The following is a 14719-nucleotide window of genomic DNA, read 5'->3' as shown; positions in this document are numbered from 1 at the left end:
TTATTATACTCCGCCATATCTCCTGTCTCTATGCTGATAATCATATATAGCTTTATGTAAATGTTCTTCTTTAAAATCTGGCCAACATACATTGGAGTACCAAAATTCTGAATAAGCACATTGCCATAATAAAAAATTACTAATTCTTTGTTCACCTGAAGGTCTTATAATTAAATCTGGATCTGGTGTATTATTAGTATATAAATACTTTTCAAATATTTCTTCATTAATATCATTTATATTTATATTTCCCTTTTTAGCATCTTCTGATACCATTTTAACTGCTCTTATTATCTCATCTCTACCACCATAATTGAAAGCTATATTTAGTACTATTCCTTTATTATCTTTAGTTATATTTATTGCTTCATTGACTTCCTTTTGAGCATCAATAGGTAACTTGTTAATATCACCTAAAACTTTAATCACAACGCCATTTCTATTTAATTCTGCTAATTCACTTCTTAAATATTCAACTAACAATTTCATAAGTGCAGAAACTTCATCATCTGGCCTTTTCCAATTTTCAGTTGAAAATGCATATAAAGTTAAGTATTTTATTCCTAATATATGAGCTTCTTTTATTACTCTTCTTATAGTTTCAACACCAGCTTTATGCCCCATAGTTCTTGGAAGCTTTCTTTGCTTAGCCCATCTTCCATTACCATCCATGATTATAGCTATATGTTTAGGTATATTTTCTTTATCTAAAACTATTTCTTCTTTATTTATTTTATTTTTATTAGTTTTAAAAATATCTAACATATTTATGTTCCCTCCACCATTACTAATATGGAAAAAAACCTGCTAAAGGCAGGTTTTAAATTGACATAATCTCTTTTTCTTTTGCCACAATTATTGTATCTACTTCTTTAACGAAAGAATCTATTATCTTTTGAACTTTTTCTTCTGAATTTTTAAGTTCATCTTCAGTTATTTCTCCATCTTTCTTTAACGCTTTAATCTTATCATTAGCTTCTCTTCTTATAGATCTTAAAGCAACTTTTGCTTCTTCACCTGTTTTCTTAACATTTTTAACAAGATTTCTTCTTGTTTCTTCTGTTAATTCCGGAACCACTAATCTGATTACGCTACCATCATTTGATGGGTTTATTCCTAAATCTGAAGTAAGTATAGCTTTTTCAATTTCTTTCATTAAACTTTTTTCCCAAGGTGAAATTACTAAAACTCTTGGTTCTGGTGCTGAAATATTAGCTACTTGATTTAATGGACATGGACTACCGTAATAATCAACTTGTATTCTGTCAAGCATTGTTGGGTTAGCTCTACCAGCTCTCATAGTTGAAAGATCAGATTTTAATACAGAAATAGTTTTTTTCATTTTTTCTTCTGCCTTTTGAATAATATCCTTAATCATAAAAACCTCCTATTTTTTAGATGAAACTAACGTTCCTATTTTCTCACCAGAAATAGCTTTCTTTATATTTCCTGGCTCCTCTAATCCAAATACTAAGATTGGAATATTGTTATCCATACATAATGAAGTTGCAGTTGAATCCATTACTTGTAAGCCTTTTTCAAGTACTTCTATATAAGTAAGTGTATCATATTTTTTAGCATCTGAATACTTATATGGATCTTTATCATATACTCCATCAACTTTTTTAGCTAAAAGTATAACATCTGCCTCAATTTCTGCTGCTCTTAAAGCTGCTGTAGTATCAGTTGAAAAATATGGATTTCCTGTTCCTGCTGCAAATATAACTACTCTACCTTTTTCTAAATGTCTCACTGCTCTTCTTCTTATAAATGGTTCAGCAATTTCTTTCATTTCTATAGCAGTTTGAACTCTTGTCATTACTCCATTTTGTTCAAGTGAATCTTGAAGCGCTAAAGCATTTATACATGTAGCAAGCATTCCCATATGATCTGCTTGTGATCTATCCATTCCTTCTCCGCTTCTTCCTCTCCAGATGTTTCCTCCACCTACTACTAATCCTACTTCTATTCCCATGTCTACTAAATCTTTAACTTCTAATGTAATTCTTTTTATTATATCAAAATCAAATCCAAATCCATTTACCCCTGCTAAAGCTTCTCCTGAAACCTTAAGAATTACTCTCTTATATTGACATTTATCCATTCTTAGTACCTCCATATATTATTTGGTTACTTCCTAAAAAAAGAGAACACATATGTGTCCTCCTTTGTATTACTTAGTCATCTTAGCTACTTCTTCTGCGAAGTTATCTTCTGCTTTTTCGATACCTTCTCCTCTTTCGAATCTTACGAACTTATTAATAGTTATAGGAGAACCAACTTCCTTTGATTTTTCTTGAAGGTATTTGCTTATGCTCTTATCGCCATCTTTAACCCATGCTTGATCTAAAAGACAAACTTCTTTATAGTATTTTTGAATTCTTCCCATTACCATTTTTTCAACTATGTTTTCTGGTTTTCCTTCATTTAAAGCTTGAACTCTGTAGATTTCTTTTTCTTTTTCTAAAGATTCTTGATCTACATCTTCTCTGCTTAAGAATGTTGGGTTAGCAGCAGCAACTTGCATACAAACGTCTTTTGCTACTTCTGTTAAAACAGCAGTATTATCAGCATCACATCCTAATTCAACAACAACACCGATTCTTCCACCACCGTGGATGTAACTTTCAACTACACCATTTGCTACAGCAAACTTGTTGAATCTTCTTACAGTCATGTTTTCACCTAACTTAGCTATTAAAGCAGTAAGTGCTTCTGAAACTGTATTTTCAGCATCATATTTTTCAGCAACAAACTCTTCTACAGTTGTAGCAGAAGTTGTAGATGCCATTTGAGCTAATCTATCTGCAAAAGTTACAAATTCTTCATTAGCAGCAACGAAGTCTGTTTCACAGTTTAATTCAACTATACCTGCTGATTTCTTATCTTCAGATATGTAAGTTTTTACTATACCTTCAGCAGCAACTCTTCCTGCTTTCTTAGCAGCAGCAGCAAGACCCTTTTCTCTTAATATTTCAATAGCTTTTTCCATATCTCCTTGAGCCTCTGTTAAAGCTTTTTTGCAGTCCATCATTCCTGCACCAGTTTTTTCTCTTAATTCTTTAACTGATTGAGCAGTTATCATAATGTAAATTCCTCCTAACTTAATGTAAACCTTATTATTTAGGTCAAAAGGTAAATGAGTTAACTCACCTACCCTTTAATTTTATTACTCAGCTAATTGTTCGCCTTGTCTTCCTTCGATTATACCATCAGCAATTTTAGCAGTTATTAATTTAACAGCTCTGATTGCATCATCGTTTCCTGGAATTACGTAATCAACTTCTTCTGGATCACAGTTAGTATCAACTATACCTACTACTGGTATTCCTAATATCTTGGCTTCTGAAATAGCATTCTTTTCTTTTCTTGGATCAACTACAAATATAGCACCTATGTTAGTAGAATCTAAGTTCTTAATTCCACCTAAGTTCTTTTCTAGCTTTTCCATTTCGCCTTTTAACTTTATAACTTCTTTCTTTGGTAAAACTTCAAATGTACCATCTTCTTCCATAGTCTTTAAAGTTTCTAATCTGTTAATTCTTGTTTTGATAGTTTTGAAGTTTGTTAACATACCACCTAACCATCTGTTATTAACGAAGTGCATGTTTGATCTTATTGCTTCTTCTTCGATAGCTTCTTGAGCTTGTTTCTTAGTTCCTACAAATAAGATATCTTTTCCTTCTGCTGCAACTTCTTTTATGAAGTTATAAGCTTCATCTACTTTTTTAACTGTCTTTTGAAGATCTATTATATATATTCCATTTCTTTCTGTGAATATATAAGGAGCCATCTTAGGGTTCCATCTTCTTGTTTGGTGTCCAAAGTGTACACCTGCTTCTAATAATTGTTTCATTGATATAACTGACATTTTGTTACCTCCTGGTTTTTTCCTCCATCACCTTCTTATAAAGTTTCCTTAAATAAGGCACCATCTTTATAAATCTGATAATGTGTGTATTTATTTACCTTAGTTAGTATAACATAAGCTAAATGTTGTAGCAACATTTTTTTCATCTAAAAATCAATAAATGTAAAATTAAATATCTTTTACATTATAAGAAAATTCAATTTATTTTTCTATTTTTTATTTTATGATTTTTCTTTCATTATTAAATATTTTTTATATACACTATTATGACTTTTTTATAAATTCTAAAAGCGCCAAATTACAGCAAGTAACTTGACGCTTTTAGTTTATGTTAATTTATCTTTTTTAATTCATCTAATAGCTTTTCATTTAATATTTTTATATGCGTTCCCTTCATTCCAAGAGATCTTGACTCTATTACCCCTGCACTTTCGAACTTTCTAAGTGCATTAACTATAACACTTCTTGTTATACCAACTTTATCAGCTATTTTTGATGCAACTAGTAATCCTTCGTTTCCTTCTAACTCACCAAAAATATGTTCCACAGCTTCAAGCTCTGAGTATGATAAAGTTCCTATGGCTAATTGTACAACCGCTTTCTTTCTTGCTTCATCTTCTATTTCTAATTGCTTTGATCTTAGTATTTCCATACCTACTATAGTTGCACTATATTCAGCTAAAACTAAATCTTCGTCTGTAAATTCTTCACCAAATCTTGCAAGAATTAAAGTACCAAGCCTTTCTCTATTTCCAATTATAGGAACTATTGTGCTAATCTTATCTTCCATAATACAATTTCCTTGATTTTCAAAAACACATAAACCTTTATTAGCTAAATTAGCAATACTTTCATGAACATTTAATAAATTATCATTATAATCTTTTGGAAATCTCTTTTCATCTATAACCTGATTTTTCATAACATCACATTCAAAACTTTTTGAAAATGAATATCCAAGAATCTTACCTTTTCTGCTTGCCACATAGACATTACATAATAGTACTTCACTTAATAAAGAACATATGTCTTCAAATGCTACAGGATCTGTACCGGATTTTTGCAGTATCTTATTCAACATTCTTGTCTTATTTAATAATGATGACATCCCATCTTCCTCCTATAAATAAAGCCTGTTAAATTTTTTGAAAATTTAAAATTGATTAAATTTTCTCAAAACATCTTAATTACTTATTTATACTAACATAGGGAGTACTTATTTTCAACAAATTTTTTACGCTTTTCGACATTACACTTGAAAAATTGCTTATTTTAATACTTTATCAAACTGTAATTGATTTCTATTTATTAATTCTCATTATTTTCTTTATTTAAGTTAACAGTCTTGTTACAATTCGAATCAGAACATTGTGCGTAACTTCCTTTTGTTTTGCTATATTTTAGAACCATATAAGCTCCACAATCTGGGCACTTCTCCTTTAACGGCTCGTTCCAACTAACAAAATCACATTGCGGATAATTAGCACAACCAAAGAACTTCTTACCTTTTTTACTTTTCTTAGCTAATAACTTTCCTCCACATTTTGGACAAGGAGCTTCTATTTCTTCAACAATAGGTTTTGCATTTTTACATTCAGGATATCCTGGGCAAGCTAAGAAATCTCCATATCTACCATGCTTTATTACCATCATGCGACCACATTTATCACATGGAACATCACTTACCTTATCTTCTATAACAACCTTTGATACTTCTTTCTCAGCCTTATCTATTGCAATTTTTAATGGCTCAAAAAATTCTCCAACTACTTTTCTCCAATCTTCTTGACCTTCTTCTATATGATCGAGATTTCTTTCCATTTCAGCTGTAAAATCAACATCTACTATTTGCTTAAAATATTCGCTAAGCATATTATTAACTATAAAGCCAAGTTCTGTTGGAAATAATGTTTTCTTTTCTCGCTTTATATAATCCCTACTTAATATTGTAGTTATTGTAGGAACATAAGTACTCGGTCTTCCAATCCCTTTTTCTTCTAGTAATTTTACAAATGATGCTTCGCTATAACGTGCTGGTGGCTGTGTGAAGTGTTGCTTTCCTTCTATATCGACTTTATTTAATTCATCATTTTCTTCTAACTTAGGTAATGAAACATCTTCACTATCTTCTTCAGTTAAATACTCATAAAGTTTCATAAACCCTTCGAACTTTATAGTAGATCCACTTGCCCTAAACTTATAATCTCCATTTTTAATTTCTATGTTATTAGTATTCAATTCACACGAAGCCATTTGACTTGCCATAAATCTATTCCAAATCAATGAATATAATTTATATTGCTCTGAAGTTAAAGAGTTCTTTGCAATTTCAGGAGTAATATCAATTATAGATGGTCTTATAGCCTCATGAGCATCTTGAATATTTTTCTTTCCCTTATATATTCTTGGAGAATTTGGTGCATAATCTTCTCCAAAATTCGAATTAATAAACTCTAAAGCCTTTCCTTGTGCTTCATCTGAAATTCTAACTGAATCAGTTCTCATATAAGTTATTAATCCAACTGTACCATATCCTTTAACTTCTACACCTTCATATAGTACTTGAGCTATAGACATAGTTCTTTTAGTCATAAAATTTAATTTTTTTGATGCTTCTTGTTGAAGTGTACTAGTTGTAAAAGGTGGTAATGGATTTTTTACCTTTGTTCCTTTTTTAACCTTAGTAACTATAAACTTATCTTTTTTTAAGTCCTTTATTATTTCATCACTTTCTTCTTTAGTATTTATTTCAATCTTCTTACCTTTATACTGTGATAATTTTATTGGAAACTTTTTTCTATCTTTAGTTGCTATGCAATCAACACTCCAATACTCTTTAGGCTCAAAGCGATTAATTTCTTCTTCTCTATCGCATATAAGTTTTAAGGCTGCTGATTGAACTCTTCCAGCACTTAATCCCCATTTTATATTTTTCCATAATATAGGGCTAATTTCGTAACCAACTAACCTATCTAATATTCTTCGCGCTTGTTGTGCATCCACTAAATTTATATTTATTTTTCTTGCTTCCTTTATAGATGATTTTACAGCTGTTTTAGTAATTTCGTTAAATACTATTCTACATTTTTCATCTTCTGAAATATTTAAAATATTAGCTAAATGCCATGATATTGCTTCACCTTCACGGTCAGGGTCAGTTGCAAGATATATTTTATCTGCTTTCTTAGCTGCCTTTTTAAGCTTACTTAAAAGTTCGCCTTTTCCTCTTATAGTTATATATTTTGGATTAAAATTATCTTCTATATCAACGCCTAATTTACTTTTTGGCAAATCTCTTACATGTCCCATAGATGCTTCTACTATATAATTCTTACCAAGATACTTTCCTATAGTCTTAGCCTTTGCAGGTGATTCTACTATTACAAGATTTTGTCCCATACATAAAAACTCCAGTAATTTTTATGGAGTTTACACCCCCTTAAATTTATAATGATTTTGCATAATAATTGCCTGGAAGGCAAATAATTTCATTTCTATTTTGCATTTCAAATAATAACTCAAATAATACCTTTCTGTCAACATTTACAGATTCTATTATATCATCTAAGTGCTTTGGTTCATTATCTATAACCTTTAAAAGATACTCCTTATATCCATTATTTTCATTTTTTTCTTTAATATCTTTTTTTATATTAAAAAAATCATATAAATCTTCCATTCCAGTAAATGGCTTCGCTCCATCTCTTATTAATTTATTACATCCTTCGCTATTACCATTTATCACTGGTCCCGGAACTGCCATTATTTCTTTACCTATACTTAAAGCATAATCTACAGTAATAAGAGTACCACTTTTTTTAGTTGCCTCTACTACTATTACTTTATCACTTATTCCACTTATTATTCTGTTTCTTCTTGGAAAATTATATGACATAGGTGGAGTTTTAGGTAAAAATTCTGAAATTAATAAACCTTCTCTTATAACTTTCTCATATAAGAATTTATTACATTTTGGATATACTATATCTATTCCACATCCCAATATTCCTATAGTCTTACCACTATATTCTAAGGCAACCTTTTGTGCTACCGAATCTATTCCAGCTGCTAATCCACTTACAACAGTTATATTATTTTCACTTAATTCTCTTCCCATAATTTTAGCTATTTCTATTCCATATTGAGTACATTTTCTAGCTCCTATTACAGCTGCTAAACTTCCCATTAGTAATTCTAAATTCCCCTTATAAAATAGTACGTAAGGTGGTTCTTCAATATGCTTTAAAGTTTCTGGATACTCCTTTGATTTAATTGTAATGTATCCTATTCCATTACTATTTATGTAATTATTAAAATCACTAATTTTCTCTTCAGAAATATCTTTATCCTTTATCTTTTGAAATTCTCTTATTTCATTTTTCTGATTCCTTATATTGCTTTCATTTTCGTATTTTTCTAACAGTAATAATTTCTTCTCGTTAGATATACTAGTTAAAATAAACCATAATTCGTCATTTTTCATAATAACCACCTTTATTTAAATTATTTCTCCATCCACATTTTTTCTATATCCCAAAGCCTCAAAGACGTGATGTTCATATATCTTATCTGAAGCTTCTAAATCTGCAATCGTCCTAGAAACTTTTATTATTTTATCATATCCTCTCATAGTTAAATTATATCTTTCATAGCATATCTTCAATAAATTTTTTGCACCTTCTGAAATTTTAAATAAATACTCAAAATCTCTTCCTCTCACCTCTGAATTATAGCTATATTCACTATTTTTATATCTATTTTTTTGTATTTCCCTCGCTTCTAATACCTTTATTTTCATCTTATCAGAACTTAAATTATCATTTTTTCTTGATATATCCTCATACTTTAATCTAGGTACGTAATTTAATAAATCAATTCTATCTAGAAGCGCTCTTGATAATCTATTTAAATATTTTCTTCTTTCATTTTCAGAGCATATACATCTATTTTCATCTACTCCTCCTAAGTAAAGTCCACATGGACAAGGATTAAAAGCTCCAACAAGCAAGAAATTAGAAGGTAATTTATATGTTCCATTAACTCTATTAATATTAATAACTTTTTCTTCTAATGGTTCTCTTAAGACTTCTAATACATCTCTTTTAAATTCTAATATTTCATCTAGAAAAAGTACTCCATTGTGTGCTAGAGTTATTTCCCCTGCCTTCACTTCTTTTCCACCACCAACCAAAGCTATTTTAGTTATTGTGTGATGCGGATTTCTAAAAGGTCTAATTACCCCATCTTCACCTGAAAATATACCAGATGCACTATATATCTTTGCAATTTCCATTTCTTCCTTATAAGTAAGAGGTGGTAATATCGATGGTAATGCCTTTGCAAGCATTGTCTTTCCTGAACCTGGAGATCCATAAAGCAATATATTATGTTTACCCGCAGCTGCTATCTCCATTGCTCTTTTAGATGTTTTTTGCCCAATTATATCTGAAAAATCTAAATATATTTTCTTAGACTTTTTAACTTTATCTACAAAACTAAATGGTAATAAATCTTCATTATTAATAAATGAAATAACTTCTTTCAAGTTTCTAAAAGGATAAAAATTACCTATATTAAATGATCTCAATTCATTTAAATTATTTAAAGGAAAAATAAAATTATTTTTCTTATTATTTTCACCTTCAAATATTATCGGAAGTATTCCCTTTATCTCTTTTAGATCTCCTCCTAAAGAAAGTTCACCAAAAACTATAAATTCTTTTAAATTTTTGTTAATTATTTGATTTGATTTCATAAGTATACCAAGAGCTATAGGTAAATCAAGTAATGAACCTATCTTTTTGATATCTGCTGGTGCTAAATTTATAGTAATTCTTCCTAGTGGAAACTCAAAACCACTATTAACTATAGCAGACCTTACTCTTTCCTTTGATTCTTTTATGGAAGCATCAGGAAGACCTACTATAGTAAAACTTGGCATTCCTTTATTAATATCTACTTCAACATTTATAAGTATTCCATCAAGTCCATTATGTGTTGCACTTATTATTTCAATTGACATAATTATCACCTCTTAAACATTATTGACATTATAATTTAATTATTAAACATTAATTTTTTATGATTTAATATATTATTTTTGTCAATATTATAAGGTGATAATAATTTTCTATAATTATTAACTTTATTTAAATTAATGGTGGTATTTTATGAGTAAATTTAATAAATGTATTGGCTTTTATGGTGAGGATTTAGCTTCATCTTATTTAAAATCAAAGGGATATTACATATTAAATAAGAATTTTAAAAATAAATATGGTGAAATAGATTTGATATGTAGACATGATGGTTTAATAATATTCGTGGAAGTAAAAAGTAGGTACAACTATAACTATGGCTTACCATGTGAAGCTGTTACCTACTCAAAACAAAGACAAATAATTAATTTATGTAAATTTTATTTACTTACAAGAAAGCTATTTGATTACAATTGTAGATTTGATGTTGTTGAAATTTACTTTAATAAAAATAATGAATCTTATATACTAAAACACACCAAAGATGCTTTTCGAGGCTATTAATAAAATAATTATATAAGGTTCTGCATCAAAATGAATTTTGATACTAACCAATAATGAGATATTAATTTATGTGATTTTCCATAGGAGAAATTTTATTAAAACATTAAAATATTTATTTTTATGCATATATAAATAATAGATAAAAATTTCTATTTAAATCTAAAGACTCCTTTTACTAAGTAAAATTAACAATTTAAAATCAAAGCATAAAAGAAGGTCGTGAAACGCGACCCCCTTTATAGAAAAGAAATTAACTTTTTCAAGGCAATAGAACTTACTGAAATTAAATAAATTAAATTTTACATTAAATAGATTTCTAAGACTGCCCTCTATATTATAAATTTGACTTAAAGTATATTTTTTAAAAATGATCTTCTATGTATTTTACATGCTCCAAATTCTTTTAAACCTTCAATATGTTTACTAGTACCATACCCTGCATTTTCCTCAAAAGCATAATGTGGATATTCCTTTGAATAATCCTTCATTAAATTATCTCTATATACCTTTGCTAATATTGATGCAGCAGCTATTGATGCTGATTTTGCATCACCTTTTATTACTGATTTATTTGGAATATTAATTCCCTTAATTAAATATCCATCTGATAAAACAAGCTCTGGTTTAATCTTCATAGATGTACAAGCTTCTAAGAATATATTATTATTACAATAAGCTATACCTTTTTCATCTATTTCATCATTTGAGCTTTCTGAAATAAAGTATGCTAAAGCTTTTTCTTTTATTATTTCTGCTAAAGCTTCTCTTTTCTTTTCTGATAATTTCTTGGAGTCATTTAACCAAAGTATAAGTTCATCTTCTATTACATTTAAATCCAATATAACTGCACAAGCTACAATAGGGCCTGCAAGCGGTCCTCTTCCAACTTCATCTACTCCAGCTATATATGTATGTTTTCCAAAGCCTTTATCAAAATTATACATTGATTTTACTCTTTGAACTTCTTTTTCTATCTTTTTCTTTTCTTTAAGTAATTTTTCACCTAGTGCTTTAACATTTTTTCGTTCATCTAAAGCTAGTTTATCAATTAAATATACAAGCTCTGCGTTATATCTTTCTTCAAGTATATTTATCTCATCTACATAATGTTTTATTTCTTTATAACTTAAAGATTTTATATCCTTATTTAATAAATCCATTAAATTACTCCTCTAGCTCTTCTATATCATTTGGACGCTCAAGTGAAATATTACCTATTTTTCCACCTCTAAACTCATCTAAAAGAATTACAGCTATTCTATTATAATCTATTTCTCCACCCTTAACTAAGCATCCTCTTTTTCTTGCTATGCTATTTAGTGTTTCTAATGGATCTTCATTTATTTCTTCAATTTTATATCTTTCCTTTAATTTGTCACCATAAAAACTTTGAAGTCTTTTTACTAAATTAAATGAAAGTTCTTCTATATCCATGATTTCATCTTTAATAGCACCTGTAAAAGCTAAATTAAGAGCTGTTTTTTCATCTTCAAACTTAGGCCATAAAACTCCAGGTGTATCTAGCATTTCTATATCCATCTTAGTTTTAATCCATTGTTTACTCTTTGTAACTCCAGGTCTATCCCCTGTTTTTGCTATATTATTTTTAGCCATCTTATTTATAAATGTAGATTTACCTACATTAGGTATCCCTACTACCATAACTCTCATTTGTATTTTCACTAAACCTTTAGCCTTTAATCTATCATGCTTTTCTTTTAATAATAAATCTAAAGTTGGTTTAATTTGATTTAATCCTTTTCCTGTTAAACAATTTACCTCTATAACTTTTACATTTTCTGAAGATAAATGGTTCATCCACATTTTTGTTACTTTTGATTCTGATAAATCACTTTTATTTAAAAGTATAACCCTTGGTTTTCCTTCACAAAGCTTATCTATATCAGGATTTGCTGAACTTCTTGGTATTCTAGCATCTCTAATTTCAATAACTGCATCTACCAGTTTTAAGTTTTCCTTTATTTCTCTTTGAGTTTTTTTCATATGTCCAGGAAACCAGTTAATTGTAGGCATATTAAAATTCCTCCTTATCTACTTACTATTTTGTATTATATCCATTTATATTTTCTTGTATATCAATAATGAAAAGTTTACTTTTTTTATAAATAAAAAGTAAAGAAAAAGGGACTTATAAAAGTCCCTTACTTAATCATTAGATAATTATCTAACGTTTAATTCTTTAACTTTAGCAGCCTTACCTACTCTATCTCTTAAGTAGAATAACTTAGCTCTTCTAACTTTACCTTTTCTTACAACTTCCATTTTATCAATGCTTGGAGAGTTAATTGGGAAAGTTCTTTCTACTCCAGTTCCGTAAGCAACTCTTCTTACAGTGAAAGTTTCTCTTAATCCACCGTTTTGCTTCTTAATAACTGTTCCTTCAAACATTTGTACTCTTTCTCTTGTACCTTCTTTAATTTTAACGTAAACTTTAACAGTATCCCCTACGTTGAAATTTGGAAGATCAGTTCTCATTTGTTCTGCTTCAATAGCTCTTATTATTTCGTTCATTGTGTAGTCCCTCCTTAAATTTATATTAGACGTTCTTAACAAACACTTGACAGAGGACCGCCCGTACTAACACAAAGCTTATTTTAACATAAGTTATGTTATATTTCAACAATTTATTTATACTTTTCTAGTATTTTTTTATCCTCTTTAGTGAGAGTTATTTTATTATATAAATCCACTCTTTTTCTTTTAGTTATTATTAGAGACTGAGCCCTTCTCCATTTCCTTATATTTTCATGATGTCCTGAAAGCAACACATCTGGAACTTTATCTCCCTCAAAGTCTTCTGGTCTTGTATATTGTGGATATTCTAATAATCCATCTGAAAAAGATTCATCTATATAACTTTCTTCTTTTCCTAAGACTCCGGTTTTTAATCTTAATATGGAATCAATCACTGGAATTGCTGCCATTTCACCACCAGTTAATATGAAATCTCCTAATGATATTTCTAAATCTATATATTTATAAACTCTTTCATCAATTCCCTCATAATGACCACATATAAATATAAGCTCATCTTCTTCTGCTAATTTCTGTGCCATCCCTTGATTAAAAGTTTTTCCTCTTGGTCCAAGAAAAATAACTTTTCCTTTATTATTTTTTTTACAATGCCTTATAGAATCCACTAATGGTTGAGGGGTCATTACCATTCCTGCCCCTCCACCATAAGGATAATCATCTACTTTTTTATGCTTATTCAATGTAAAATCTCTTATATTTATTGCATCTATTTCTACAAGATTTTTTTCTTTAGCCTTTCCTATTATACTGTGATTAAATATATCAAACATTTCAGGAAATAATGTAAGAATATTAATCTTCATCTTGCCATTCTCCTACTGGTTTTATTGTAATTTTTCTATTTTCTACATCTATATCTGTAACTATATCTAAAAGAACAGGTATTAATAACTCTTTAGGTTTTCTTATCCAATAAACATCATTATTTTTTGTTTGTATTACATCATAAACCTCCCCTAAAGATTTACCTTCTGTATCATAAACATTACATCCTATTATATCTGCAATATAATATGTATCTTCTTCTAATGGAACTGCATATTCTCTTGGAATTTCCATATATTTATTTTTATATTTTTCTGCTTCTTCTATAGAATCAATTCCTTCTATTTTAACTATCACTCTATCTTTTTGAAATTTACAACCTTGAATTTTTCTTTCTACTCCATCTATTAATACAAAGTCTAAATCATTATATCTTTTAGGATCATCAGTCAAAGCTATAACTTTTACTTCTCCCTTTAATCCATGAGTGTTTACTATTTTCCCAACTCTTAAAATATCCCTCATTTTAGCACCTCTTTTTATTAAATTATTTATTTTAATTTATCTATTTAGCTTAGTATTGTCCATATATACTAAAGTTAAAACACTAATTTAAATTTAGTATTTCTAATATTTCTAATATTTCTATAATCTTTAATAGATACATTAGAAATATTACAATAAATCTATAAACCTAAGTATTTAAATATAGTAATTGCATGTTTAAAAAGAGTTAGGATTACCCTAACTCTTTACATCAATAATTTCAACTACTACTTTTTTGTCTTCTTTCATTGCTGCTGCTTTTACAACAGTTCTAATAGCTTTTGCTATTCTTCCCTGTTTACCAATTACTTTTCCCATATCTGCAGGAGCAACCTTTAGTTCCAGAATAATTGATTGCTCTCCTTCGATTTCATTTACATGAACTTCATTTGGATTATCCACAAGGGATTTAGCTATAATTTCAATTAATTCCTTCATA

16 protein-coding genes are annotated in these 14719 nt (G+C 28.8%); 1 reads left to right on the top strand and 15 read right to left on the bottom strand.

Annotated features, from left to right (window positions below; all coding sequences use genetic code 11):
- Nucleotides 1–3: 3 nt before the first annotated feature.
- The 9 genes from CSBG_RS07485 to CSBG_RS07445 all read right to left on the bottom strand — a co-directional run bounded on the left by CSBG_RS07485 (nt 4) and on the right by CSBG_RS07445 (nt 9893).
- Nucleotides 4–765 carry an isoprenyl transferase gene (locus CSBG_RS07485; RefSeq protein ID WP_008678401.1) on the bottom strand — a complete coding sequence of 254 codons (762 nt, stop codon included), beginning with the start codon at nt 763–765 and terminating at the stop codon, nt 4–6.
- Nucleotides 766–820: 55 nt separating this feature from the next.
- On the bottom strand, nt 821–1378 hold the full coding sequence (gene frr / locus CSBG_RS07480; RefSeq protein WP_008678400.1) for a ribosome recycling factor: 558 nt from the start codon (nt 1376–1378) through the stop codon (nt 821–823).
- 9 nt (nt 1379–1387) lie between these two features.
- Entirely contained in the window at nt 1388–2104 is a 717-nt protein-coding gene (gene pyrH / locus CSBG_RS07475) for a UMP kinase (protein ID WP_008678399.1), read from the bottom strand.
- 69 nt (nt 2105–2173) lie between these two features.
- Nucleotides 2174–3085 (bottom strand): translation elongation factor Ts, encoded by a 912-nt coding sequence (gene tsf / locus CSBG_RS07470; protein WP_008678398.1) that lies wholly within the window; start codon nt 3083–3085, stop codon nt 2174–2176.
- An 84-nt stretch (nt 3086–3169) separates the two neighbouring features.
- Entirely contained in the window at nt 3170–3871 is a 702-nt protein-coding gene (rpsB, locus tag CSBG_RS07465; protein WP_008678397.1) for a 30S ribosomal protein S2, read from the bottom strand.
- 331 nt (nt 3872–4202) lie between these two features.
- Entirely contained in the window at nt 4203–4979 is a 777-nt protein-coding gene (gene codY / locus CSBG_RS07460) for a GTP-sensing pleiotropic transcriptional regulator CodY (RefSeq protein WP_008678396.1), read from the bottom strand.
- 200 nt (nt 4980–5179) lie between these two features.
- Nucleotides 5180–7270 (bottom strand): type I DNA topoisomerase, encoded by a 2091-nt coding sequence (gene topA, locus CSBG_RS07455; protein WP_008678395.1) that lies wholly within the window; start codon nt 7268–7270, stop codon nt 5180–5182.
- A 46-nt stretch (nt 7271–7316) separates the two neighbouring features.
- Entirely contained in the window at nt 7317–8354 is a 1038-nt protein-coding gene (dprA, locus tag CSBG_RS07450) for a DNA-processing protein DprA (RefSeq protein WP_008678393.1), read from the bottom strand.
- A gap of 15 nt (nt 8355–8369) precedes the next feature.
- Nucleotides 8370–9893, bottom strand: coding sequence for a YifB family Mg chelatase-like AAA ATPase (locus CSBG_RS07445; RefSeq protein ID WP_008678391.1), 1524 nt, complete (start codon nt 9891–9893; stop codon nt 8370–8372).
- Between the two features lie 148 nt (nt 9894–10041).
- Between CSBG_RS07445 and CSBG_RS07440 the strand changes: the two genes are divergently transcribed.
- Nucleotides 10042–10413: a YraN family protein gene (locus tag CSBG_RS07440; protein ID WP_008678390.1), complete on the top strand. Its 372-nt coding sequence runs from the start codon at nt 10042–10044 to the stop codon at nt 10411–10413.
- 347 nt (nt 10414–10760) lie between these two features.
- Here CSBG_RS07440 and CSBG_RS07435 read toward each other — a convergent pair whose 3' ends face one another.
- The 6 genes from CSBG_RS07435 to CSBG_RS07410 form a co-directional block, all read right to left on the bottom strand.
- Nucleotides 10761–11573, bottom strand: a complete 813-nt coding sequence (locus tag CSBG_RS07435; RefSeq protein ID WP_008678387.1) for a ribonuclease HII — start codon at nt 11571–11573, stop codon at nt 10761–10763.
- A 4-nt stretch (nt 11574–11577) separates the two neighbouring features.
- The gene (ylqF, locus tag CSBG_RS07430; RefSeq protein ID WP_008678386.1) at nt 11578–12447 is read right to left on the bottom strand and encodes a ribosome biogenesis GTPase YlqF; all 870 of its coding nucleotides are present in this window, start codon (nt 12445–12447) and stop codon (nt 11578–11580) included.
- Nucleotides 12448–12594: 147 nt separating this feature from the next.
- Nucleotides 12595–12945 (bottom strand): 50S ribosomal protein L19, encoded by a 351-nt coding sequence (rplS, locus tag CSBG_RS07425; protein WP_008678384.1) that lies wholly within the window; start codon nt 12943–12945, stop codon nt 12595–12597.
- Between the two features lie 113 nt (nt 12946–13058).
- Entirely contained in the window at nt 13059–13772 is a 714-nt protein-coding gene (trmD, locus tag CSBG_RS07420) for a tRNA (guanosine(37)-N1)-methyltransferase TrmD (protein WP_008678382.1), read from the bottom strand.
- Nucleotides 13762–14259 carry a ribosome maturation factor RimM gene (gene rimM, locus CSBG_RS07415; RefSeq protein ID WP_008678380.1) on the bottom strand — a complete coding sequence of 166 codons (498 nt, stop codon included), beginning with the start codon at nt 14257–14259 and terminating at the stop codon, nt 13762–13764. Before rimM ends, trmD begins: the two co-directional genes overlap by 11 nt.
- A 219-nt stretch (nt 14260–14478) precedes the next feature.
- Nucleotides 14479–14718, bottom strand: coding sequence for a KH domain-containing protein (locus tag CSBG_RS07410; RefSeq protein WP_008678378.1), 240 nt, complete (start codon nt 14716–14718; stop codon nt 14479–14481).
- Between the last annotated feature and the right edge of the window lies 1 nt (nt 14719).

Origin of the sequence: Clostridium sp. 7_2_43FAA (assembly GCF_000158375.2) — a bacterium.
Lineage (GTDB): Bacteria > Bacillota > Clostridia > Clostridiales > Clostridiaceae > Clostridium > Clostridium tertium.
The sequence above is the reverse complement of the archived record's forward strand: the minus strand, read 5'-3'. Positions and strand labels throughout refer to the sequence as shown.